The organism is Rhizobium oryzihabitans (genome assembly GCF_010669145.1).
Lineage (GTDB): Bacteria > Pseudomonadota > Alphaproteobacteria > Rhizobiales > Rhizobiaceae > Agrobacterium > Agrobacterium oryzihabitans.
In genome coordinates, this window is sequence record NZ_CP048635.1 from 161,151 (window position 1) to 187,471 (window position 26,321).

General features: G+C 54.1%; 15 protein-coding genes. 5 read left to right on the plus strand and 10 right to left on the minus strand.

Going from position 1 to position 26,321, the window contains the following annotated elements:
* Window positions 1-192 precede the first annotated feature (192 nt).
* From G3A56_RS17625 to G3A56_RS17635, 4 genes are all read right to left on the minus strand, one after another.
* The gene (locus tag G3A56_RS17625) at window positions 193-504 is read right to left on the minus strand and encodes a hypothetical protein (RefSeq protein ID WP_164056758.1); all 312 of its coding nucleotides are present in this window, start codon (window positions 502-504) and stop codon (window positions 193-195) included.
* 863 nt (window positions 505-1,367) lie between these two features.
* Window positions 1,368-2,597: an AAA family ATPase gene (locus G3A56_RS29005; RefSeq protein WP_343044292.1), complete on the minus strand. Its 1,230-nt coding sequence runs from the start codon at window positions 2,595-2,597 to the stop codon at window positions 1,368-1,370.
* Window positions 2,537-3,322 carry a hypothetical protein gene (locus G3A56_RS29010; RefSeq protein WP_246231384.1) on the minus strand — a complete coding sequence of 262 codons (786 nt, stop codon included), beginning with the start codon at window positions 3,320-3,322 and terminating at the stop codon, window positions 2,537-2,539. The genes G3A56_RS29005 and G3A56_RS29010 overlap by 61 nt, the downstream gene beginning before the upstream one ends.
* Window positions 3,323-3,366: 44 nt before the next feature.
* Window positions 3,367-3,984 carry a hypothetical protein gene (locus G3A56_RS17635; protein ID WP_025595807.1) on the minus strand — a complete coding sequence of 206 codons (618 nt, stop codon included), beginning with the start codon at window positions 3,982-3,984 and terminating at the stop codon, window positions 3,367-3,369.
* Between the two features lie 1,195 nt (window positions 3,985-5,179).
* Here G3A56_RS17635 and G3A56_RS17640 point away from each other — a divergent pair.
* The 5 genes from G3A56_RS17640 (at window position 5,180) to G3A56_RS17660 (ending at window position 12,065) form a co-directional block, all read left to right on the plus strand.
* Window positions 5,180-6,022: a hypothetical protein gene (locus G3A56_RS17640; RefSeq protein WP_082185845.1), complete on the plus strand. Its 843-nt coding sequence runs from the start codon at window positions 5,180-5,182 to the stop codon at window positions 6,020-6,022.
* Complete coding sequence (locus tag G3A56_RS17645; protein WP_082185844.1) at window positions 6,023-8,284, plus strand: DDE-type integrase/transposase/recombinase; 2,262 nt, start codon at window positions 6,023-6,025, stop codon at window positions 8,282-8,284. It begins immediately after the preceding gene.
* Window positions 8,285-8,311: 27 nt separating this feature from the next.
* On the plus strand, window positions 8,312-9,316 hold the full coding sequence (locus G3A56_RS17650) for a TniB family NTP-binding protein (RefSeq protein WP_164056759.1): 1,005 nt from the start codon (window positions 8,312-8,314) through the stop codon (window positions 9,314-9,316).
* 46 nt (window positions 9,317-9,362) lie between these two features.
* Entirely contained in the window at window positions 9,363-11,177 is a 1,815-nt protein-coding gene (locus G3A56_RS17655) for a TniQ family protein (protein ID WP_082185842.1), read from the plus strand.
* Between the two features lie 162 nt (window positions 11,178-11,339).
* Window positions 11,340-12,065 carry a phosphoribosyltransferase gene (locus G3A56_RS17660; protein ID WP_082185841.1) on the plus strand — a complete coding sequence of 242 codons (726 nt, stop codon included), beginning with the start codon at window positions 11,340-11,342 and terminating at the stop codon, window positions 12,063-12,065.
* A gap of 363 nt (window positions 12,066-12,428) precedes the next feature.
* Here the strand turns inward: G3A56_RS17660 and G3A56_RS17665 are convergent, their stop codons facing one another.
* The 6 genes from G3A56_RS17665 to G3A56_RS17690 all read right to left on the minus strand — a co-directional run bounded on the left by G3A56_RS17665 (window position 12,429) and on the right by G3A56_RS17690 (window position 26,205).
* Window positions 12,429-12,836, minus strand: a complete 408-nt coding sequence (locus G3A56_RS17665) for a hypothetical protein (protein ID WP_082185840.1) — start codon at window positions 12,834-12,836, stop codon at window positions 12,429-12,431.
* A 79-nt stretch (window positions 12,837-12,915) separates the two neighbouring features.
* The gene (locus G3A56_RS17670; RefSeq protein WP_164056760.1) at window positions 12,916-15,777 is read right to left on the minus strand and encodes a type I restriction enzyme HsdR N-terminal domain-containing protein; all 2,862 of its coding nucleotides are present in this window, start codon (window positions 15,775-15,777) and stop codon (window positions 12,916-12,918) included.
* A gap of 122 nt (window positions 15,778-15,899) precedes the next feature.
* A complete protein-coding gene (locus G3A56_RS17675) occupies window positions 15,900-21,365 on the minus strand; it encodes a DUF4011 domain-containing protein (RefSeq protein WP_082185838.1) in 5,466 nt (1,821 codons plus the stop codon).
* Window positions 21,366-21,820: 455 nt separating this feature from the next.
* The gene (locus G3A56_RS17680; protein ID WP_082185837.1) at window positions 21,821-24,346 is read right to left on the minus strand and encodes a DEAD/DEAH box helicase family protein; all 2,526 of its coding nucleotides are present in this window, start codon (window positions 24,344-24,346) and stop codon (window positions 21,821-21,823) included.
* Between the two features lie 310 nt (window positions 24,347-24,656).
* A complete protein-coding gene (locus tag G3A56_RS17685) occupies window positions 24,657-25,235 on the minus strand; it encodes a hypothetical protein (protein WP_082185836.1) in 579 nt (192 codons plus the stop codon).
* A gap of 400 nt (window positions 25,236-25,635) precedes the next feature.
* Window positions 25,636-26,205 carry a GNAT family N-acetyltransferase gene (locus G3A56_RS17690; RefSeq protein WP_082185835.1) on the minus strand — a complete coding sequence of 190 codons (570 nt, stop codon included), beginning with the start codon at window positions 26,203-26,205 and terminating at the stop codon, window positions 25,636-25,638.
* Window positions 26,206-26,321: the final 116 nt, after the last annotated feature.

Sequence of the window (26,321 nt, forward strand, 5' to 3'; positions counted from 1 at the left end):
GCCGGACGAGGTCAAGGCTCAGATCGTTTCGGAGAGCCTCCCGCCCGGCGCGAAATTTCTCTGTGTCGTCGACGGTCTTCGAACTTCTGACAGCGTCGATTTCGATAGTCGCCGCGCAGTCCAGACATGCGGCGTGAGCGCTCAGTCCAAAAAATATGAAAGCCCCAGAGGATCAACTCTGGGGCTGCGATCTTAGTAGCAGTAGAACGATGCAAGAAAGGGGCTACACCGCGCATCATTCTCTCCTGTGCCCGCGAGAAGAGCCCTAAACGACTGCGGATGAGTTTTGATCAAACGCTGAAGAACCTCGGCATCGAACGCTCCCATGGGTTCACCGTCAGGGCCTCCCAAGTCCCACATCGGCAGCGATTCTTCCCAGATCACATCGGCGTAGCGGCCCAACCAACCACCATCGGGCGCATCCTCGAAAGTCAGCGACCCGTTCTTGCGCACGGTAACGATGTCGCCGAGGTTTGCAGGGTGCTTTCCTAGCCAATCGATCACTTGATCATAGATTTCGTCAGGTCCACCCACGAAGCTGATATGGAAGCGGTTCCCATTTTGCTGCTCAGGGATACTTCCTGCGCCAGTTGGAGCTACCGGGGGATATTCTGACCGCGAGTGTCGTCTGGACGACCGATACTGGTGATATCGAGATTGGGCATGATGTCTCCTTGTTTGCCGTTAACCATCGTCGTCTTCGACGACGTATAGGTTCGGCTAAAGAGACGTCTTCTGCCTGAGAAACCCCGATAGTAAGCTTGGCAATAATCGCTACGTCCCAGACCCGGAGCGCTTTAATTGCAACCGACTGGTCAAGCGCCGGGATATGATTTCGGTGCTGCTGCGCATGCTGCATAGCTCATATCCTCCTTCTCTGCGACGTTGCCCGGTTACCAATATCAATCCAACTGGAGCACATCGGCACAACGCCTGCAAGCAGAAAAATCGGAGTAAGCCTTTGTAAGTGTTGATAATAAAATGTTCAAAAATGGGATTCGCTGCATATCCAAGGTGTTAGCAAGCACGTTAGTTTTGCGCTAACCATATTTGGAGCTATGGAGAAAGCTGCGCTGCTTGTCTCGTTGCAGAAGCGTCACCCTCTGATGTCGAAGAACTCACGTTCGCTTGCCGGAACAACATCACCGGCTAGCTCGAGCAGGCCGGCCCAGACATTGAGCTCTTGGAGGGCGAGTAGCTCCAGCGCCCTTCCCTCGATACCCCTGTCTCACCGTACCAGGATGATGGAACGTCGAAACAAGCTCCGTCCTGAATATCGCCATGGACTCAGGTCGTATTCCTCGGGTTTCAAAAGGACCGGCATGCGCCATTCAGGGGAGCCCATTCATCTTTCCGAACATTATATCTCACCCGGGAGTGTAATTGCGCTCGCCACGTGATCCGGCCTCCCGGTGCGATCGCACGGCCGCCTTAATGACGTCGGCCGATAGAGTTCCCTCCCGTAAAAGCTGGGCATGAAGGTCAAGAAGAACGTTTCTGTGTTCTTCGAGCAAAGATTTCGCCCGCACGAATTCCGTCTGCAATGTCCCCTCGACAGACTTGGCAAGCCCCTTACGACGACTGCGATACGCCGCCAATTCTCGCGGGCTATTGCCAGGCTCCACGGTGAGCGTTTGCCCCAGACCCCAAGTGATTTCCACCATAGTAGCGATATCGGTCGCACGATTTAGGTCCGCTGTAACATCGCCACCGGCACCATTCTCGAAAGCACTGAACAGCAGCTCCTCGGCAGCTACTCCGCCGAGCAATGTGGCGATCTTGTCTCGAAAATAATGTACGGTTCTTCTATTGAAAGGCCGTTCTTCGAACTCGGTATGCCCCATTGTTTGAAGTGACCTTCCATATTGGATGGTCCTTGCAATCGAAACGGACACCAAAGGTTCTGTCTCAAGCAACACTCCGAGGATTGCATGGCCTAACTCATGGGCGGCCACACAGCGTTGCACTGCCACCGGCACCGGGAGACACTGCGGCATAGCGGCCAGTAGATCATCAAGCGAAATTGGTCGCATTGCTCTTCTTGCAGTTCGACGTGCCTCTCGGACGCACCGTTCAATGTCTGCACCTGACCATCCCTCGCTTCCCTTCACGATGCCATCCAGAGTTTCGCCTCTAAGGGTTTCTCGGAGATAGAAACGAAAGATGTCGTGGCGAGCTGAAGCATCGGGAAGCGGGATCGAAAAGTGGCGTTCCAATCGCCCTGCCCTAAGAAGCGCCGGGTCAATGATACCTGGGTAGTTTGTTGCTCCAATGACAACGACGCCCTCATGCGCATGCGCACCGTCCAACAACTCCAAGAGCGCGTTGATCACCTGGCGATGGTAGTTGTCGCTACTTCCAGTTCTATCGTCACGATTGGCGAAACTATCGAACTCGTCGATCAGCAGGATCGCCGGGGACTGTGCTTCGGCGTCGGTGAACGCTCTCCGCATTGCTTTGAGCATATCTCCAAGGTGGCCTCGTGCCTGCCACCTCGCTGCTGAGCCGAGGATCAATGGAACATTGCACGTCCTTGCTAATGCCGCGGCATATGACGTTTTGCCCGATCCGGGGGACCGGAAAGGAGAATACCACAATCGACATCAGCCCAGGAAAGTACCCCCTCTTTCCAAGCCTTCAGGTCTTCGGCGAGTGAAATTCCCCAGTCTCTGGCCCCTCCATATCCGGCCAACTCATGCAGTGTCGGCCCAGATGACGAGTAGCCCACAGACCGCGTCTTTTGTTGGGCTCCCGGGTATCGCCTGAGACGCTCGACGCTGACCGCCATGGATCGGCCACGCCTCCAAGTGAGTTCTACCCGCTTCACCGATTGTTTTGCCAAAAACTCGGAGTCAGCGTTCGTGATCGAGCCCCCCATCCGGTTCGCCACAATACGATAATCATTGGCAGATGGTCCGGGTAAAGAAACGATAATGTCGGCGGCAATGCGGACTTCGTCTGAAAGGAGTGCTTCGTCTCGAAGAAGAATGATTGCCCGCCTGATTTCTCGGAGCTTCCGGAAGCTCGCAAAATCTTCAGTGAGCTCTTTTTCTTCGTCGACGAATAAAACGTAGTTATTGCCATGTTCACCGTCGACCGGCACTGTGCCTTCGAGCAGCCATTTGGCCGCCATTTTATACGCATGAGCGTCTGCGTTCGGCGGCATGACGAAAGCTGCTACGAATGGTGACCGCCTTTTTAGAAGCCGCTTGATTGGCCTAGACATTGAAACGATCGCTAGCTGTGTGGCCAGCGTAAGCTCGTATTTTGCGCTATGAAACGGGTCGCGGTTGGCAAACAGGTTATCGCTGTACGGCTGCATGGATACCTCGGAAAACGGGAACAAACTAGACGACGACGGGACGCTCAGGTCCGTATTCGTCGCACCATCGTCTCCGGTCCGAGTAATTCAGTATCCAAGTCCACATCGACAAAACCGCGCAAGATCAACTGTGCCAGACCTGCGATGGGTTTGGTTTCGGTAAAAACCGTCAAGCATTCGGCAATGGTGAGATCGCCATGATCCTTTAGGACGGAGAGCAGCCGGAGCCGGTCGCCGAGCGCTAAAGCGTGGTTGCCATACATAAGTAGGTCCTTGGCATTCTGGAGCCGTGGTCCATCGTAAACCTCCGCGACAACCAATCGCCGATACCTAGCTCCGTGATGGGCTGCGCATCCCTCGATCACCGTCGAGTCTACAGGCATCACTCTGTCCGACGCATCGATCAACAAACGCCCACCGTCGCAATCGGTCACACCAAAGTCGGGGACATGGACACCTCCACCGTAATCCAGTGAGAGCGGCATGCAGTGCCAAGAGGCGATCGATGGATTGACGTCGAATAGGCAAGCCGCATCTCGAGCAGATTGAGAGCGGAAGATCGTCATGCCGTCGCATTTGATCGTGGCGGTCGGAGAGAACGTACGGATAGATGCGGAATTGCGGTTTGTGCGAAGTGATTTCGCGCGCTCGGCGATACCCATTCTTATACCTCAACAAAACAAAGTTGATCGTCGCCGTGACGGTCATCACGGCCGGCGGAGATCAACCTATTCGTATGAGATGGGTAAAGGTTTCCATGAATGGAACAAATATAGAACAAAAATCCGTCTGTCAACTGCCGCATCAATTTCCCCAAATCAAGGGAGACCGGAATATGGGCATCGCGCCCTACCTTCCTGCTAACCTCCGGAAACATAAGCCAGTTTCTCCCAACAGCTAAAATTTTATAATTTTTATGCAATAACAATAACTTAGATTTATTTCTCTTTTCGATCGAATCCAGTTGACGGGCTCGCAAAGATCGTTAAATGCACAGCAGCAAATCCGATGCGGCGACCTAACAGTTGCATGGTCCGCCGGATAACACGGGATTTGCCAGAGAGAGCGCGCGGCCCAGGACGACAACGGTCCCCGCATCGGAGTACGGTGTCACCCCGTGCAAGCATGCTCCCCGGGGTGGGTTAATCCGGGAGAGAGTTTTGTTCCCCGAGTCGCTCACGGAGATGCCCCATGCCCGGTGCCATCAAATAATTCCTTTCCATGACACACGCTCTACGCCCGTTCATCCTATCGCTATTGTCAGCTGCCATCCCGAGCACAAGAGTGTTTGGAAAGAAAATGCCATGCTTACGACACCCCTGGACATCCAACCTATGACCGAACACCTCGTTGCGGTAATCGCTCTTGGCTCTCCCTTCTTCGTCGGAGGAACAGCGCCGCCTGCGCGTTAACTAGCCAGCAACCTTCGCATGGGAACATACCTCCGAGTTCAGGCACCCGTCGCACACCGCCCGGGCCCAACCTTGGAGACCACCCATGCGAATATTGAACAAGGTATGTTTCGCGTCTCCGTGAGCTAGGCCCCCAATAGGATGCCTTGGCCAGCGAGACGATCGCAATGAGGTCAAAAGGTAACCGGGATGTCCAATACTACTGCCCCGAACAATCCGACCACTCTCAGCGTGATCTCATATTCCAGTAACGGGAATGACTGGTCTCGCTTTTCCTTGACGCACGCCTACCGCGTCGGCGTCACGATCCTCTCGCGCCTCCTTATACGTCTGTAGCCGCATCCGCAGCCAGACCTGTCATCCGTCCGCAACACGGGCAGATGGCGTGTTCAATTCTGCAGCCGAAAGGCTGACGGAGCGATCCCGCATGGGGGAAAGGCAGAGCATGGAAGTCGAAATTCCGCTCGCTATCCAGATTCTTCACGAGCGTCGTAAGGGACGCGATTTCCTCGCGGTCCCCTATGAACGCACGACCAGTTTCGCGCAGCCGAGCAGCAACGGAAACGGGCGCAGTGGCCTTGAAGGACGCTCATATCCGGTCATCGTCGAAGGCGGCCGCGACATCTCACTAAAAAACAAGCCTGACACCATCCCTGTCGAAGAACGAATGAGCATTATCAGCAACCGCATCACAATGCCTTTTCGTGATAGCGGCACCAGCTATCGACTCGAAAGCCAGCTCGAAGCTGGCCTGCTGACGCTGCTCGCTTGCAACCCGCGGGTTGTCAATGTCCGCACGCAGTTCGGACCTTTGCCTTTCGTGCATCAGGGAAAATTGCGCCACCACTATGCCGACATCTGTGCGGACTTCGATAACAATTGTCGGTCGCTCTATCTCGTCCGTGCGGAGGATAATCTGCGTGATCTGACGATCACCCATGAATTGTTGACGAAGCAATGCGTCGGCAAATTCGCGCATCGCATCCATCTCTACACCGACCGACATATCAATAAGCCTGCGGTCCTGCGTGCCGACGAGCGCCTTAGGGCACGCAAGCTTCAGAACGAAGCCACAAACCAACAGCTACTCCAAAAGCTTCGTGTGATGGGAGGATCGGCAATGCTTTTCGATCTGTTCTCCGAGCTCTATCCGGCGGTCACTTTCGCCGAGGGCTGGACCGCCGTATGGGCGCTTATCGACGCCGGAAACCTCCATCACGACCATCCGCACGCTGACGAAATGATGATGACGCGCCTCTCCCGTGTATCTCTCGTAAAGGGCATCTGAATGAACACGAAAAAGGCCGATCCTAAAAAGGTTACCTATACCAATATCGGGTCCGATGATCGTATCGAATTCTTTGGCCGCCAGTATCGTTTCGACGAGCGCCTGGACGACGGCGTTGTCATCAAGTCCGACGATGATCGCCCACACAACATTCTCGTCCTCTCGTGGCGGGACATCTACGACCATATCTGGGCGAAGAACCTGGTCGTCGAGAAGGATTACTTCTCCAAAGAGAGCGCCATCAAGCGTGCCTCTAAACGATCGCTCGACAAGTTGCGAGAGGACGTCGCCCTTAAAACAGTCGCCGTGCGGCAATTCCTAGAAGAACTCGATGAGGGAACGCTAACCAAGTCGGACGACGACATCAAAAAGTTCCTCCGCAAGTTTCGAATTGAAAACGCGGCACTCCTTGAAAAGGCTGATGACGCCCGTAAAAAGCGCGGCAACAAAAAGCGCGGGATCGTGTCCCCCCGCCAATTCCGTCGCTGGGTAAAGGACTTTCAGACGGGCAATCGCTTGGATCACAGCCTTGAGTGGAAACACAAAGGTCGCGCGTCTTTCGGCAGTAGCTTTACCCCGGAAGAGCTGAAGTACTTCGGCACATACATCAACGCCTTCCTGGACGAAAACGAACCTAACATGTTGGCTGCCTATTCGAAGCTCGAACGCGATTATAATGATCGTGTTCGGCGAGGCGAGAACCCTGGCGCACTGTGCTCGTATGGTACTTTCCGTCGGATGGTACATGCGATGGACGAGTTCGTCGTGAAATTGGCGCGAGACAAGGATCATCATCGAACAACGCGCGAGCACGCGATCAGCCGAAAGGGCCTGCAGCCGCGCTATCCCCTGCAAATCGTTGAAATGGACGAACAGTTCATTGATCTGATGGTCATTTGTCAGCTCTTCGGTTTCTGGGAATTGCTCGACCCCGATATCCAAGAGCGTGTGGCGGAAATCAAGCGCGTATGGATTTGCATCGCTCTCGATGCCTATTCGCGCTCAGTCCTTGGTATGCGGGTTCTTGCCGGCGCTCCATGCGCCGCCGAGGCGATCGCCACCCTCGCCATGGCCGTTCGCCACAAGACGTACACCACTGCCCTTTCGCAGGAAGTGATTGAATGGCCTCAATGCGGTACCCCCGATCGAGTCCACACAGACGGTGGTGCCGGCTTTGCCAACGATGAGTTCCCGATCGTAGTGCAGGCCCTCACGGGTAAGCATGCTATCCCTCCGAGCAAACATCCCCATCTGCGCGGCCGCATCGAACGGTTCTTCAACTCGTTGTCGACCCGGTACATGCACTTCTTCTCTGGCCAGACCTTCGGGAATATCCTGCTGAAGGGGCAATACAAGCCGGAAAAGCACGCTCACATTACTCGCGAGATGCTCTGCGAACTGCTCGTGCAGTTGATCGTGGTTTGCTACCACAATACACCGCACCGGTCCCTCAGCGGTGAAACCCCGCTCGACCGTTGGTATCGAGGTTCGCAGCAAGAACGCGGTGTTTCACCGCCACCTACCGACGAGCAGTACCGCGACATCTTCGGCGTCCGTCTTGTCAGGACGATTGGTCGACGTGGCATCACGATCCTTGGAAACATCTACGCATCGACAGAGCTCGACGACCTCGCGATGCACAAACTCAACTGTGAAGTGGAGGTTCACATGAACGATCAGGACATGTCGGTGATTTCGTTCAAGGACCCTCGTGATGGCAATTGGTACGACGCGTACGCCACCTTTGAAGGCTTCAATAACGTGTCTGTACCAGAATGGATGGAAACCGTTCTCTACCTGCGCAGAAAATTCGGCACACGCGCCCCTGGCAAGGAACGTGCACGTCAAATCGTTTCCGACGCGCTTGCGGCCGTTGAAAAGGTGGCTGAACAAACGCGCCTGGCTCACGCAATCGGTGGCCCGCTTGTTACCGATAAGACAATCAAGAAGTTCGAGCGGGAGAACATGATGAACTGGCAGTGGTCCAAGCACCTCTACGTTGACTTTGCCGATCCGAACCAGCGCCGCGTTTCGAACGGCACGGTCGAACTCGTCGCAAACGTCTCAGACGATGATCCCCTGAACCCAACAGGAACCTTCGACCGTGACGCGTTGGAGGAGCCAAACGAAGAGCGCAATGCCTTGGAAGTGCCCCGCAAGACCAAAACCAGGACGGCAGCCCGATCTGCCAAAGCCGCCGAAGACGATGATGACGAATTGGCTGTTGATTTCGTCAGTCTGCGTATCGAAACGAAGGAGTAACCTCATGAGTTCACAGGCCCCAATTCGATGCTTGAGTTCCTTCGTTCAACGATGGACCCGGTGCAACTCAAGCGCTCAGAGCTTCTTGCCAAGCTCGAGAATTTCTACGTTGCGACCAAAATGGACGACAAATTCAGTCTCGAGTTCAGCATCATGATCTCCGAGATCGCGGCGGGCAATATGCCAGAAGGATATGCGATTGCCGTGCCGGGTAAATCCGGCAGCGGGAAGAGCACAATGATCCGTCACCGGCTCAAAACCCATCCCGGCCTCCAACCTTATGTCGACCAGTACGGCAACAAAAAGCAGGCTTGCCTTTGGGTAAAAACGCCTGCCGGTTGTTCAATGAAGTCACTCGGCGAACTCGCTCTCAAGGCCGCAGGCTACCCAGGTGGCGCACTCAGAAATGAAACCGCAATTTGGGACAAGCTGCGTGATGCCCTGATGGTCAAAGAGTACAAGATCGTCTTCTTTGACGAGTTCCAGCACGTTCTTCACGCCACGACGAGCAAGTCCAAGGAGCATCCTGCGAACCAAGTCAAAGCCATCATGCAGTCCGACACTTGGCCAGTTTGGCTGATCCTGAGCGGCGTCGACGACATGATGGGTGTCATCGAGGCCGATCCTCATCAGCAGACATCCCGCAGAACACGTGTCGTCGAGATGGAGTTGCTCACGGAAAATGAAATCACCTTCGTAGCCTCGGTTTTGAATGAACTGTGTTCCACAGTAGGCTTCAACGTGTCGTTCAAGCCTACAAGGAAGTTCATCATGCGTCTCATGCATGGCGGACTGCAGCGGTTCGGAATGGTCGTGCAATTGATGAAGCTCTCAATTCAAAGCGCCATCTTCGACGACAAGACCTTCCAGCACAAAGTCATCAACCATGATCACTTCGCGGAGGGATATCGACGGCTGAGCAATTGCGATGACAGTACCAATGTCTTCACTTCGGAAGACTGGTTCAACATCGTTCGAGAGGTCGATGAAAATGGAAGGCTGACGACGGCCCAAGTGAATGGACCGAATTGAAAGCGGCGGACCCGACACAGAGTTAAATCAGGAGATGACGTAAACGATGTTGCAAGTTCCACTTTTCGAAGATGAGGTCCTACCGGGTTTTGTTTCCCGTTTGGCGAAAGCCAATCGCATGGGCCCTCTAGGGTACTTCTGCAAAGCGTATGGGATGTCCTTCCATGGTCTGAACCACGGCAAGCCCGACGCCATCGAAATGCTGTCTTCCTTTGCCGGACTACCAAGCGAGCAGCTCTCACACCACGCGACCGGGGTTACGACCTATCGGTCCACGACGCTATTCGGGCAGACATTTGAACAGGCTTTGCTGATCAGGAATACGCTTCGTTTCTGCCCGAAATGCTTTGAGGCCGACGAGCTGTGCGACGATCGTATTCCTGGAACGCGTCGCTATCGGCGGGCACTTTGGCTCTTGAAGCCGTATCGCATCTGTCATGTCCACCACTGTGAACTTGTCGAACTTCCCGGACGTAAAACCAGTCCTTCGTTCGACTTCTGCGTGGAACTCGATGTCGAACAGGAGGAAATTCAGAGGCTGTCTTCTGGACTTTCCGATCGGCCGGCCGGCCCTGTCGATTTGTTTATCGGTGACCGATTTTATAGCAACGTTTCTCATGGGCCGCTAATCGACCAGCTTGAGACCGCGGTAGTTCTCAACATCAGCCGCGTCCTGGGAGTGGCATTAGTTCACGGCAGAGACCAGACCCTTGAACTGCTGACGCAAGACGCTGTCGGCGATGCCACCGACGTTGGGTATGAAGTCCTGGCTGGAGGCGTGGACCAATTTCACAAAGCTCTCGACCGCATTTCAGAAGGTGCGGCAGCGGGCACGTTTCTTCGTTACGGTCGCTTCTATACCCATATCCGGCAAAGCCAACACAAAGAGAGCTATCAACAAATCTGCGAACTGTTCCAGGCTCATGTGGCAGAAAGATATCCCCTTACGGCCTCAGTGAAAAAGTTTGCGCGTACACAGGAGGAAAAATGGACGACGGTCGCGCATATTGCTGCTGTGACCGGGTTGTCCCCACCCGTCGTTCGGCGTCGGCTGACCGATACCAACATCAACACGAAGGCAATCCCCGTCAGCGCCCTGGCATTATTTGAACGGATGTCCGGTGGCACGATCCAATTTCGCGAGGCGGCAACTATTCTCAGATGCAAGCCCATGTTGGTGAGCCAACTCACTGCCGCCGGCGTATTGCGTCGTTTGGACTTCGATCAAATCGGTCATCGAGGGAGACGCAATACCCGCTTGATCTCGGAGGTCGAAGTGAAAGAACTTCACGAAACCATCCAGAAGGTAGCCACCACTGCGCTTGAGCCCGAGATGCAGTCGATCAAAGAAGTGTCCGAGCGAATGGGAATTAATCGGATCGATCTAATCGTAAAAATCGTCAGAGGTGAACTGAAACGTGTCGCACTTAGTGGACGACCATCGCTCCTCGATGACGTTATGGTCCATCCGTCCGAACTAAAGAACGCCAGATTTTCCGGCAGCCACGTCGATAACGCGGTAGCTTTGGGGATTCTGGAAATTTCCCAAAGAAGTCTTTTGGCTCTTCAGAACAATCGATTGATTGGCTTTGACGAGGTGCGCTCAGACAATGGAGCTGTCGTCTATCGAGTGACGTCGCGAGCAGAGTTGGCTGAATTCCGAGAACGCTATGTCACCGTGAACCAGCTCATCAAAGCGACTGGGCTAAGCCAACGGCAGGTCCGCAGTCTGCTTAGAGGCAATGCGGTGCCGCCGGCCATCTCAACTGCGGAGGGTGGTTGTGCTTTCTACGATCGCGCGCAGATTGGACCTTTTCTCGAGGAAGCCTTGTGGCGGGTAAAGGAAGTAGCGCCCGTATGAGATTTTGGATGATGGTCGCACAGTTGTTCACGCTAAAATTGAGCTTTCTCAATTATAAATAGGTAAGACAGCTGCGATATGAAGTGTCCATAGAACGTTACCCGATGGTAATTTAGCCGCCCTCCCTCTCGGTTGCGACAGACCTAAGCTGAAAATGATGACATGGGAATTGAAGTAAGCAAAACGAACCAGGTGAGCATCAATCACCGACACGAAAACGGCGTTGATACTTCACTAGATGGAAATCCTAGCAGAGGTCATTTAAAAGGTATTCCCCTCGTTCACGTATTCCGTCGGAACCACAACGGTAGTCGGCGAGACGATGGCAATCCGTTGATTTTTGCCTTAAAGGGCATGCGCGGCTTTTCAATCACCCCATTTTGGGAGAAGCAGTTGATGAAAAGAGCAGTACAAATCATCTCCTCTGCATCGGAAGACTTCGCGGAAATCGACTACTGCATGCCGGTCCCTTCGTCCTCACCCCTATGCGGAAAGTTCGCAGCATTAGTTGCGCATACACTTGAGAAACCGATTATTGATCCAACGTTCCTGAGGAAAATGAAAGTTGGTGAGGTTCTTGCGGAGGTAAAAGCAAATCCGCCTCGTGTCAGGTCTGGTCTGAAGGTGACATTCACGTCGCAACTCAGCACGTTGGAGAGGACAGACCAAAATCGAGAATGGCAGGCAAAAGAGGTAGATATTTCCATTCGCCATCTCTTCCATTCCTTTATACTTGAGGGCGAAGCGCCCCCGCTTGCGGACAGGCATGTACTACTGGTAGACGATCTTTTCGCAACAGGGTCTTCGATCCTGTCTCTGAGGCAAGTAGTCCAGAACCAACTAGGCGCATCAGTTTCAGCGATGTGTCTTCTCAGCGGAGCTCGGTAGCACTTGACCCCTTCTACTGACTTGAGTATGATCAGTGGCAATCGGAGCAATCCGCGACCCTGTATCAACCTCAGGGTCGTTAAATATGAAGCAGGGCCTAAAACCCTGCAGGGCCGCGCGAGCACCGTTAACCGAGGTCAAACCCGTAAGGGGAGAATATCGGGACGCTATGAAGCGGGTAGCGAGAATTTGGAGAGGGAGGTCTGATGGCCTCCCTTCTTCATTTGGGGGTCGAACCTGCTTCGATAGTCCATTTAGATGAGGATTCGCACCACGCCTCAAATCGCTTATGCATCAGCTTCCGATTTTACTGTGATTGGACCTTCGCATCGGCAAAAAAATCCTTTTACGTTTTTGGCAGCATCATTTGGGCGAATTCAAGATGGCTATATATGCGCTACCAAGCACTGCTTTTGCCTGTTCCCCGAAAACATCTATACGCGCGATATGCTGGCCGGTCCCAGCGAAACAATCGTGCCACGGTGATCGGTCCGAGACGACGACTGGATCGTCGAAATCCTCGAATTGATCCGCGGTAATATCAACGATCACCGATCCGGACTGGAGCCAGGCGTGGGATTTTCCGCCGCGCCATCCAAGATAGTATCGAAACTCACCATACCCTTGCTCAGCAAGATATTGACCTAAAAGAAGGGTCGCATCTCCGCATGAACCATTCGGAAAATCCTGTAACGAGATTGGGAGGCTGTTCTTCGGTGTCCCCACGATAAGTTCGCGAAATCGCGACGCTGCTTTTTTGAGTTCGTCCACGTGTCCTCTCCAAATAAGTAAAACCCCGGCTAGCTCGTCGGACTCGATGATTTTTTTACGGCCACTGCAAGCTCTCGCCCTAATTCGTAGAATCTAATGACCCTGGGACTTCTTCAAAAAGCTGACGTACATCTTTTGCCAGCCAGTTTACAACATCTCGAACGACACCCGTCTCATCAGGGAGCCCGTCTCCGTCCCAACGACCCACTACTAGGTTGCGGAGAATCGCGGCCCCCGTTTTGGTCGCAAAGTGAGATCGGTCGCCTGAGAACTGGGCGATTCGTCCGAGGTTTCTTAGATGCAGCTCTTCAATAAATTCCCAAGAACGCCAGTCGTCCGATGGAGTGAGCGGAAAGGACACCACTGCACCGGCTTCTGAAAAAAGCTCCATTGGCTCGTCCCAATAATTGAGAGAGATTTCAGGGTGGGTCGCATCCTTGATGACTTCGACCTCAATGTTTCTTCGAACAGGAAGTTCTCGGAAATTCCCCAGTAGCGGTGCTAAGGCAGGAAACGAGTTTTCAACAATCTCCGCATACGCAATTTGCCGTCTGCTATGAAGCGCGTCGAGTGATTTCGCGAGCTTCCGCTGATCATTAGGTTGTTTCAAATCGAGCCTCAGGGGATCGCACCACCACTGCTGCAAATTCGTGACGCCGGAATTTAGTAGAAAGTCCACATGTGCGATTAGGTCGCACATTCTAAAAGTTTGGCCGCGGCGGTTGGAAGGCGGTAAGATGACGCGGTCTTCAAATGCGCTAAGCGCTTTTCTGATTGGCTTTAGCGCGTATCCGTCGGGCATGACGATCTTGTATTCGCGCTCCAAGTGGTTGATCCGACTCATAACGAGCTCCTCGGTCCATACCATACCGCCCCGAATGCGCCGCGCCTTGATCGCGTTTGAGAGCGCCGAACCAACCGCCTTAATTCCAATTATGCGGCCTGCGTCATAACCCAGACCGAACGCTTTGAGATTTATGCCGAACCTGCGGTGCGCGTCTGTCCGAGACTTGACCTCGATCCTTGGCATCCCCGGCTTCAGGGCGCGAAAGGCATAGAAGGCGTGGTCTTGGCTGAGATCACCGATTATTCCCATCTCATCGACATCCGTACCGATCAAAGCGAACCTTATCGAGGTCGTCATCGGTTCCAGGTGCGCCTCGACCACGGTATCGAGAGCGTTTAAAACCACTTTGAGGAACTCATACGCTTCGGATTTTGGTCCACGCGAGTCCTGACCGGTGGCCACGCCGGTTCCAGGCGTGAGATGGAGGCAGTCAATCGCCGTCTGGAGATTAGCCCGTGCTATCGCATCCCATATGGTTTGGCTCTGCTCCAATGTCTCGGCCGCAGCCAGAAGAAGACGTGGGAACTGCGAAGTCTCCTCTAGGTCCAGTTCCTCGACGCGAGACTTGATGTCACTACCCGCGTCATGAATGAACGCCAACGCCCTGAGATAATCAGCAAGCGCCTCGTGGGTCAGTTCGATTCTACTCTCCGTGATGCTTATGGCATTGGCGTCCGTCAATCGCTCTAACGTAACCGTGGCATTGCCATCGCCAGAGACGACAGCCGCAGCCTCTTCGAAGGTCAGTGGCGCGACGCGCGTAGCCTTTGCGAGCGCCGTGAGCGAGGCTCGGTACTTCAATTTCTCGATCTCACCGAAGTCAATCAGCAATCTGCTTACCCAGTCTTCGTAAAGTGGGCGTACATGTGTTGGATAGCGATTGTGCTCTCTAATGTAAGACACGACGAGGTCTGCTATCAGCGGCTCCTTACATAGCCCTTCAAGGTGACCCGACATTGCCGGTGATCGGCCCAAGAGACTGGGCCTACTTACGTTTCGCAGCTTCATCAACCTCTGTAGGTCGCTCTCGCTGTAGCCATCGAGACGTAGTATTGGCAGGCCAAGAGTGGCGAGCTCCCGACCAGTCGCGCGGGACATCACGAAAACCTGAGCGTGCGGATAATCACGGCAAAAACTTCGCAGGCTGGAAATCCACTTCTCGCGCAACCGAGGCTCTAAACGTTCGAAACCGTCCGCAACAACCGTGATACCATCTCTTTTGATCCGATCTCGGAGAACGAGTTCCGTTATCTGCGGAACTTGGCGGGAAATCCGCTCGTGCAGGAATTTTTCAATCCCCGTTTCGTCTACAGCGACGTCCGGGATAAAGACTTCGATTACAAGATGCTGTCGTGTCCCGCGTCGTCGCAGCTCAATCGCCTGCACACACAACGAAGCCGCGAGCATGGATTTTCCATAGCCGGACGGCCCTAATATGATAACACCCCTCTTATACCCCTCAACGAGGCTTTGTGAACTGACGGGTTGATCGGCCTGAGGGTCATGCAAGGTGCGTTGCATCCACGGGCCCAGCGCCGACAGCCTATCCAACTCCCGTTCTTCGAAAGCTGAAAAATCCTCAGTAATCGTAGCAACACGCTTATGCGCAAGGTTGGCACAAATAATGCGAACGGCCTCGACGCCTGCGATCGCCTCCAGATCGGATCGCCTTGACGCCAGGTCACAGACATCTGCATGGAACACCAAGTCATTGTCCAACGTGGGCTGGAGCTGCCAAATTTGCATGACCACTCCGTTCGTCACCAGAATAAGAGGTGCGCGCAGATGCTGGGCATAGGATTCCGCCTGGGCGACACCGTCATGCAGTGGGATTCTAGGACGCTTTGCCTCGACGACGATAGCCGCCGTGTTACGGTTATGCGGCTTTCCAGTGTACACGACGAAATCAGCCTCGGGCGTCCTGCCCTTTTGCTTCTTGCTGCCAACACGGATTTCAACGGGAGGCTTCGGCCGGATGTCGGAATTTTGGTAGCCGAGGGCGTTGAGTAATGGCAATACCAAACGCGTTTCTACCTCTGCCTCGTTAGAGAAATGGAGAGTGGACAAACTGTCCCAAAACGCATTCTCCGCCAATTTTCTCTCCTCTCATCAATTTAACTCCGCATGCACATGGACATCTCTCGGTGTCCTAAGTGCTTGGAGGCCCGCCTAAAAATCGATAAGTGGTCATATTAGCGTTAGCGTAAAGTCGAGACCTATCGGGAAATCTTTTCAACGACCGCCCTCCGTATCAAGCTGCCGAGAAGGATTTCGATCTCCTCCCCTTCTCCCGTATCGATGACGCTCTTCGCCAACGGGGCTGACTGATTCACAATTCCGCGTTCGGGTTGGCTCGGTTCTTTGACGATCTTGAACTGATAGGTTTCCTGATTTTTGTCCAGATAGCGCAAACGAACGGTGTCCCCCAATCTGGCCGTTATTGTTTTGGCCGCAGCACTACTCGTCCCTGGCGCGGGCGTAGGGTGCGCCCGCAGTGCAAGGGTGGTCTGCCCATCATCTTCACCAATCGGGCGCGTCTTGGGCGACGGAACCTTCGGTTCGGACTTTTCAATCACGATTGGCTTTTGAGGCAGCGGCCGGGTGGCCCGATCCTTCAACTCCGACAAACGGGCGGAGATCGCCGTTCGAAGTCGTTCGGCCTCCCTACGCGGATTGTCGAACCAGTCCGTGCTCCAAACCCGGTGAATTTTCCAACCCAGGTTTTCCAGAACTTCCTGTCGATGACGGTCACGGTCACGCGCCGACTTTGAGGAATGGTATGTTGCCCCATCGCACTCGACCCCCATGATGAAGCCGTTTGGCCATTCCGTATGTCTGATACCCAGATCAATCGAATAGCCAACGACGCCTACTTGGGGAACGACAGTGCATCCCATGGTTTCGATCTGCTGGGCGATGTACTGCTCAAGCGGTGAATCGAATGCACCGTGAGTGCCGGACGAAGCTTCAAGGAGACCTCCAGCACTGTATTGGAGCCAACGCTTGAGCATGAGCGCCCCTTCATTGCCTCCCTCCTCCGCAAGAAGGTCGTCGCTTGTCATGGACGTAAACGTCCGAATTTGCTCTTTAGCGCGGCTGAAGAGAACATTCAGACGCCGTTTACCAGTTGCGCCGTTCAGCGGACCGAACGCTTGGCGGACGCGTTCACCACGTGCAGGTGGGCCGTAGACCGTCGATATGAAAATCACATCGCGCTCGTCGCCCTGGACGTTTTCGAGGTTCTTTACGAAGAACTCCTCGAGCCCACCTCTCTCCGCACTCCAGCGCTCGACGTACTCGGTCGCCCTTTTGTCTCTAGCGATTGCATATTGAAGACGCTCGTTAATGAAGTCCGATTGCGACTTATTCATTGCTACGACACCGAGCGATCGATGCGGATCGGTTTTCATGAAATCCAGTGCCGCTTCTACCACCGCCTCGCCTTCGACAGGATTCAAGCCGGCCTTGTAGATGCCCGACGTGAATGTAGAGAAGACGCCCATAGACGGATCATCCTCGTTCGATGATGGGAAAACGACCAAGTCGTCGTCGTACATCATCCTATTTGAAAATCTGATCAATGCAGAGTGGCGGGACCGGTAGTGCCAACGAAGCATCCTACGTGGTCGGAATGCACCGTTCGCCATTTCCAGCACAGATTCCTGGGTAACAGCGTCGGGCTTGTCGTCGTCCTCATCGTCGCCCGCGTAAATCTTTTGGAAAAAATTCGTAGGCGGCAACTGCTTCGTGTCACCTACGATCATCGCTTGATGGGCGCGATACAAAGCACCAACAGCATCCTCGGGAGGCATCTGGGATGCTTCGTCGATCACGCATATGTCGAAGTGGATTGATCCCTTTGGAATGAACTGGGCGACGGCAAGTGGTGACATGATCCAGCAAGGCTTGAGTTCAAGTAGTGCGCGGCCGGCACGACGCGTGATGTCGCGCAATGGAACGCGAATTCGCCTTTGGTTTGCCAAGTGCTCGAGAAGCCCCATTTCGGAATAGTCAGCAACACGACCGCGTGAATTTCCGCTTGCTGGCCTTGCCCCTGCGATGAGTTCCGACCGGAGGGCTTTACGTGAGAGTTTCCTGACATTGTCGTCGGCATGCTTGAATTCGGCTCGGATGTCCTCGAGCTGCTTGCCGGAGTAACCAGCCAACTCTGATCCGTATTTGTCATACACGCGTTCGGCCGCCGCCCGACGAACCAGCGCTTCCACCATTCGAGGCAGCTTGTCCCAGCCGGCGACTTGCGTTTGAAGCAAATCAACAGTCTCCATCATTCCGAAGCGAGCCACGTCCGTCATAGCCTTCGAAATCAGGATCGCTGTCTCTAGTCCCTCTGCATCGGTAGCAGCCGCCGAAAGGAATGTGCCCATTGCAGATGCGTGCAGATCGTTGGCGTTGGCTCGCAGATCGCAGACTGCCTCCCGCGATGCATCGGTGAGCGCGGCATTAGCTTCCGCACCAGTAGCGACCGCTGCACTGGTCTCCTCACCCAGCAGAGAGTAGTCCTTGTCCTGAAGACTCCGGCGGAGGATTTCGCCGGACTTGCCTGCCTCTTCGAACAGGGAAGCGAGTTCAATAAGCGGTCTCGTTGCCTGAAAATCGGTTCTCCAGCCCACGAAGCGTCCTCTGAGTTGGGCAGCTTGGGGAAATGAATCCAATTGGAGAAGAGCTGTCTGCAACCGGTCTAAATCAGCGGCTAGCGACCGTATCGCGGACGGTCCAAATTCCCGACCAGATGGCAGAAGTTGGACTTCCAGTCTCGAGAGCTCCTCGTGGACCTCACGTAGTTGAGCCAGAACCGTCGACGACTCCTTGCCGAAATCCTCGACCGCTCCAAACTTCATTTCGGGAGGCAAATCCCCAACGGCAGGCATGCTCTCAACCAGATCGGCCTCTGCCGTCTTTAGGAAAGACCTGATCTCGCGATGTTCGAAACCAGGAAGTGTCTTATCAATCTCGGCATAGAGGCGGGCCAACTCTTCGAAGGTCTGGAAATCTGTTTCTCGACCTTCGAAGCTGGGGCCAAAAACTCCGCTTCGGATAGCCCTCTCGTTGAACGCTTCCTCATCCTCGAGGAACGTTTGTAATCGCTGGAGATCGTCGATTGCCGTAGTTTTGTCGAAAGTGCCTCTTTTGGAAATTGACAGGTAAAACGCCTTCGCCTGTTTGAAAGCTCCCGACAGAAAGCTGAATGCTCCCGATTGTCTGATCACAACAAGTGGGCCTTCAACGTCGGACGCCTTCAGACGAGTTTTAACAGTGACTGCGCCACTTAACTCCGCGTGCCGCTGGCGAAGAGCCTCTGCCCTTTCTAAAAGCCCCCTGAGGGTTTCGATCGAAGCCGCGTCGATCAAGCTCGCACGGCGCTGTGCGACAACTCGCTCACTGGTTTCCGACCATATTCTACGCGCGTTGCGCACGTCTCGGACAGTCCATTCTGCTGCACCGGGTACACGGCGTACAAAAGCCGATACATCGGCGCTAAGCCGTTCTGCCTCGATTTTGGCATTCGAGTGAAATTCGATTTGCAGTATCCGATCAGATGCATCCAATCTTACGATCCCGTTCGCCTCACAGATATCGGCGATACGGGTGAGTGAATCAGAAAGGTCTGGCATCAAAGGATCGGTGACAACTTCACTGAGCTTTGCCACCTTCTCTTGAGCGCTCGCACATCGGTCAAGGAATTGCGAAATCGCTGACGCGGGAGCCGCGACCGCAATTGTGATATCGTCGTCCGACAAAGACTGCGGATTCCATTCGACGAGACGATTTATCCATGAAGCTAGCTGAGTAACATCGCTAAGCGTAAGGGTCGAAATGCCTGTCCGCTTGCGCAGGGTCGAAAGGGCCTCATCAAACCGCTTATAGGACGACGCCGCCTTCTCGGTGCGGGCAATAATAGCGTTCATCTTGAATGGGCTGGTGTCGAGGGATGTGGTGCCGCGCCAATACGGACGCTTGGCGGCATCCGTGGAGGATATCTCTGCCAATCTTCGTACCGCCTCAACCAAGTTGTTGATCTCGTGTTCCTTGAGATCGGTCTTGGGCAACCGATGTTCCAATACGGCCGTTGGCGTTAGGCTCGACAGGGCATCTTGTGTCGCGATCGCAGCGCCCAAAACAGCATGGACTGATTTGCCGCTACCGTTCCACTCTTCTGAAAGGATGCTGACGTAGCGCGCCAAGCGGTCTCTAGCTGCAGCAAACCGTTCTCGTTCTTGTTGCATATACCGGGGCGATGGTTCCACCGCATCAAGTCGCGCTCGAAGCGAGTCCATGAACTCCTCTCGGCTCCCCTTTCCCGCAAGAAGCGGCAAAACGAACTCCCCTAACCCAACTTCTTCGAGACGAGAATGGACGACTTTCAGGGCCGCGGATTTTTCGGCAACGAAAAGTACCTTCTTGCCCTTCGCCAACGCCGCGGCAATCGAGTTGACGATCGTATCGGACTTCCCTGTCCCAGGCGGGCCCTCGACAGCGATGTTCTTGCCTTTCACGAGATCAACGAGGACGCTAAACTGTGAAGCATCCGCCTTTTTCACTAGATGAGGGACGTGCGCCTCGACATCTGGAGCGTCGACTTCGTACTCGTTCGCAATCGCCCCGGCTTGTCCAACCTCAGAGCCAACAAGGAGGTTTTCGATTACGCTGTTTTCGGAGAAATCCGATATAGCTGTATCAAGGTCTTCGTACATGGCCATGCGTGCTGCGGGAAACACACCGAACACGATCCAACGACGGACACGCCAAGAAACCTTTGTCTGCTCGACAGCGGAAACCTCCTCAAAATAGGCCTCAAGAGACCCGCCGCCGAAAACAGGTAGCTCGATATCGAATTCACGGCGGAGCTTTTCGCGCAGTACCAAATTTGTCTCTGCTTCTTCTCCGGCACCTTCGACAGTGAATACCGGTCCTGCAGAAGTTTTCTGGCGCGACATTGACGTAGGCAACAGCACCAAGGGAGAGTAATAAACGCGGTTATCGCCGCGCTTGGGGTCCTTCCACTCCAGGAAACCAAACGCGCCACGAAGCAGGTTTAAGCCCGTCTCTTGCTGCCAAGTTTTTCCCTTGGCCATCAGTCCGTTAAGCTTGCGCTCTAAATCTGGCCCGAGAAGCAGCGTCTGGATGAGGTCATCGTTATGTTTCGAGTCTATGTTTTCGCTAGGTTCAGGCAGGTCAAACCCAGGATCAATGCCGTGATTACGGGCATGCTGGGTGAGAGGTTCATCTTTTCGCGTGATCCGTTTCGGCATCCCGAGTTTTTCACGGATGCGGTCTTTTAGCTCCCGCTCCAATGTTCGCGCTAGGTCTGGATAATCGACAGCATCCGCGTTCAATTTCGAATGCTGCTCAAGATATATGGGGTCTGTCACCAGCCCGATTGCAAACTCCTCAAGGAAGGAGGCACCCTGTTCGTCGGGCGGGCCATCCTCAAGCGGTGGCAGCGCGCGAAAATCAAGCGAAACGTCATTCAATAGCGAATAAAATAGCCTGTCGGGAAGCTCGTTGACAACGCGGACATACCCTGCGGAACGAGAACCGAAACTCAAAGATACCAAAGGGTTCTTCGCAGAAAGATCAAGTAGTCTTGGCCTGATCTCCTCGATCTTTGACCTTACCAGCTGGCTGAAATCCTGCGCTTTTGATTGACTCGCGTCGGACATAGAGGACTCTCGTAATATTAGGGTATTTCGTGGTGTCTCATGCCGGACCTATACAAATCAAGCGTGAATTACTTGATCCTTATCGTCACTCCTAGATTGTATTGAAGATGTGATGCCCGGCACTCGCTAAGCCGTAAAATTGAAGACGCCTTGCCGAAACGCGATCAATGCTCTGCGCCGAACTTGCTCGCCTTTGCCTGTTCTGCAATCTTGTTTCTACGGAAGAGCACCAAGAGTTTCTCCACGGAGACTACGCCGGTGATTTCACAACAAGTCGCGGGCGACGTGAGGTCAATCGCCCGTCGCCCGATGAAGTCGGATGGTCCGGGCGACACTGGCGAGCGGAGCAAGCTAGTTTTGTACGAGCTGGATAAAGTCTCCGAATTTGAGGCCGTGGTCGTTGATCCGTCGTGGGGGAGCCGCGCGCAGCATCCGATCAATCGATCGGCCCCGATTCAATCCCCCTTGAGGCACCCGGCTTTCAGCCGCTCGAAAATTGCCAGAGGTTGCCACGCCGGTTCACTGCCAATTTCGGACGCTTTCCCATATTTCTCCAACGGCGACAGCTTCGAGAGTGTCGTCACGCCGGCGATGAAGGAAGCCTGTAGCGCCTTCAACGCCTTTTGATCGGCGAAGAACATGTCATTGGATGGATTACTGCTCGCTGTCACCGACTTGCTCTCCGTGTATACGAGTATGCCGGGAACATTGTAGTCCGGATAGCGTGACCTCGCCCACTCGAGATGTTGGTAGACTTGCCCGACTTCTTCAGAGTTAATCGCATTGCTGCCGAGCTTGTCCGTCTTCAACTCGATGGGGATCGCTACCTTGGTATTATGATCGATCCAAACGTTGTCCGGACCGTCGTGCTCATCTGTATCAGGCCGCCTAGACTCGAAGCCCAACGCCGCCCCAATGACTCTAACCGCTTCCTCCGCCTTTTTGTGCGACTGATCACCGTACGCAGATTCAGTTGCTTTCATCAGTTTCATCAGCTTGCGACTAGCTTCGGGCACGGTAAGCGCGCAGAACTCGCGTAGCCCCTCCTCGATTACGGTTTTACAGGCCGGAAGCAGGCCGACTTCCTCCTGTTCCTGACGGGGCAGTGGAAGTTTGCCGCCCAGCCTGTTTCTCGCCTCGTCAAACCAATCGAACATAGCGTCGGACCGACTGAGAATGGCGTTGGCCGCGCCGAGCCAGATTGCATACCAACCAGCGAGGCGCGGATTCTTCATCCGCACTTCATCGATAATTTCCTCGAACTGCCTGAGCGCTCCACTGTGATCCCCCTGCCAGAGCATGAGAATGAAATTCGCTTCGCGCTTCGCTAGCTCATCATCAAATTTTGTGTAGTCCTCACGATCGCTGATGCGCTTCTCGTCGATCGGGTTCTGACCGATCTGCGCCTGATAATACCCAAGCCAGCCTTGGTCGCGCTCGATGATTTGGGTCACGATTGACTCGATTTTCTCGGGCGTCATGTCTTTCAGCTGATCGCAGAACTCCTCAGAAAGACGTATCTGTTCCTGAAGGACTTTCGGAAAATACGCTTGGTTAGCAACGTTTCGCAGCCAGTTCTCGGCATCGCTGGAATAGATGAAGTAGATGCCGTAGTCGTTCTTTCCGCGATTGATACGGCCAAAGAGCTGAGTGAAACGATTGGCGACCCGAGGGAAGAATGTCTGATCTAACTTAATACGATCGAACAGGTATCTTTCCAGCTGCGCCGAACCAACTGGCACTCCATCAACCGCCATGACACGGCAGTCATCGTCGGGCAAATCAATGCCGTCATATCTACCCAGCAACATGAAGGCCCCTGTCGTCCCCGCACGGAACTCGTTCAGCCTTTGCGTGAATGTATCGGCGCTCTTGGGCGGGGAGGCAAAGTCGTCCCATTTATCTGCCGCCTTCTCCGTCGGGGTAGCGATCAGAACCTTCACTTTTTTGCTTAGGGCTTGGAGACCCTTCACGTCGTCACAGAATTTGTTCAGAGACGAGCTAAACAACATGAGCCGCTCACCGAGGCCGGCGTCAACGTCCGGTTCAATCACCCTTGGGGATCGACCAAACGCACGGACGATATCGCCCTTGGACTGGACCGTGGCCGAAAGGAAGACCTTGGGCACACTCTTGTCTTCAAGGGCGCGGACATGGAGTGCGGGAATAAAAGGAGGTGTGATCTCGATTATGAATTTGCTGATGGTAATCGCGCAGTACTGCAAATGTCCACGCAGATAATCGAACGGCAACTGAAGGCCGATATCGCTGTCGATGTGCGGTTCCAACGCGGCTTGGAACTCGTGGCTGCGGTTGTGCACTCCGTTTGGTGGGCAAAGCGCTACGGAACCTGAGGAGAAATCCGAAACAATCTGCTCAAAATTGTAGACCTGACCGATATCATGGAAGCACTCCTTGATGATCGCCGCAATTTGGGAATAGAGAACTTCGTTCTTTGCCTTCCTAATTGTCAGGGTAAACGCGTCTCGGACCAAACGCTCACCGACATGCGCATCATCAAAGATGACAGCACCCGGCGCATTCTGGCCTTGGAATTTGTTCCGAGTGTTCAGCAGGGCCTGATAAGTCGTTATGCAAAACGATTTTGACTGGGCAAAATTCTGGTCTGAAAATTTCGACTGGTAAAAAGTGGTCGGCATAATCCCGATACCGTTGGCTTCGCGAACCGTTTGATGGATCAAGTCAATCGTCGGGCAAACGTAAAGTACATTTCGGACGCCTTGCAAAAGATAACTCTGGGCGATCAAAACCCCAACCAGAGTTTTTCCGGCACCAGTATACATTGAGATCAAGGTGTCTTGCTTCGGATTCCTGTACCATTCGTCCAGCGCTTGTGCTTGGCCTTGCCAGAGCTCCTTGATTTTCGCCTTCCCGGATGGTCGACTGCGGAAAATGTCCCGCGGATTGGGAGACGCGCTCCTCGCTTTGGGCTTCTCCAGTCCACCGAAATCAAAAACCATGATCCACCTCCCGTCAAGAAGGGGAGACTAACAACCAATCGTATAAAATCAAGAAGCGATTAATCGTATAAGTTAGGATCGTGGACGAGGAAGTATTCAAAGAATCAACGGACCTCCGGATTACAGCCGTTACACTAACGCGATGTGGAGTGCGCCACTTCCTTTATCTGAAAGCGCCGCTGCGGTGTTTCTCTTTCGTCGACGATAAAATGAAAAGCAAGCGATCTGGATTGCTTCCGCACTCCCTCAGCTTCTTAAATAGTGAACTCACTACTTCGATGCCGTCCCACGCCAGATAGCGAGGAAGCGGTTAAGCGCTGTAACTTGTTGACGTATGAGGCTTTGATTTCGCGCCCGCGCCCACCCTTGCGAGAGCCTGACCGAGAGCCATCTCGATGTCGAACAGATTTTTGGCTTTCAAAATCGCGGGATCGCCAACCAAGCCGAAGTGCACCAATCCGTCATCTACAGATCGGTCAGCATCGACCCAGCCGCTCGCTATCAGTGGGGTCTCCTCTGACAGTTCAGGTACGCGACCCGCGCGACTGGCCACGATAGTAAGAAACACTCCATCCCTCCCCTCGTACATCTGCTCAACAACGAAGACTCGATCAACGAACACATCCTGCTTTTCATCGAGATAGAGACCGACGTCTTCGCCGAAGCGAACTACAAACGCGTCACATTCAATTCCGAGGTCTGCATACGAGACGTCGCGGGCATCGTGGCTTGTATCGGAAAGATCGCTAAGTTCGTAGGCAACTGCGCCAGCAGCACCCCATTTCCGGATTACTTCAGCTAGTAATCGAGAACGTGCCGCTTCGTCGTCGAAATGATCAAGCGATGGTCTATTGGCCGTCGCTGCTTCGCTAGGTCGTGGGTTGTTCATCGATTTTGCTCCCAGAGTTCGATTTAGAACCGATGAGGCTCAGTATCGCAAGGGACAAACTGAAAGGCTGCCAAAGTCGCTCAAATTGATCTGCCGCGACGAATAGAAGAGGCACGCTCGATCTCGAGCTGTGTTTAAAAGTCTGCAAAATTCTGTAGTTTTTTTATCTTAGATTCAATGAGATACAGATATTAGCCATTTCAAGCTGACTCCCCGGTCAAAATGACGCGCAAAAAAAGCCCGGATTTAAGTATTCCTCCGGTCAGAATACGTGACTCCGTACAGCCGGCGCGTAAAGATGACCTCACGTCCCGGAAGTGCGCAAGAACGTAGTGAACACCGACCCGCCAAATGAAAACCCCGGCCTTTCAGCCAGGGCAATATTTCAACGGAAATCGTCTCAGGCAAAGAGCCGGCGGCCGCTCGCAACCAGCATGCCGGCTGCACCCTCCAGCCATCCGGCCCTCAATTCCAGCGCCAGGAAACGGCTACGCTCGAATGGGCCCGGCATGATCAGGTGCTGCGCCTTGTCGGCGAAAAAGCCGAAACGCTCGTAATAGGGTGCGTCACCCACGAGGAGGATGGCGCCGTGACCGCGTTTGGTGGCTTCGGAGATCGCAGCGCGCATCAGCGCCGAGCCGATGCCTTTGCCCTCATGGGCAGCATCGACGGCCAGCGGGCCGAGCAGCAGCGCTTCAACCGCGCGTCCTTCGCGCGAAATGCCGGCTTCGACATTCCACAGGCGTACCGTGCCAATGACATGACCATCCTCATCGCGAGCGACGAGCGCCAGACCTTCGGCCGGAACCCGGCCGGCGCGCAGCTTTTCGGACGATTTGCGACGGCGGCCAGCGCCCATGGCGCGGTCAAGCAGGTTTTCACGGGCAACGACATCGCCCGGATTTTCCTGATCGACATGAAATGTCTGCGGCGTGAAAAATGCCCGTACCGAATTCAAAAGAGCGGCCATCCTTGGCCTCCCGTCACACAACCGCCCACACGCGGCCCTTGATGAAAAAATGGTGGAGCCGTTCCGGCCCGCCGACACGCTTTCCTCGGCTGGAAGAGGAGCAGCAAGCAGGGATT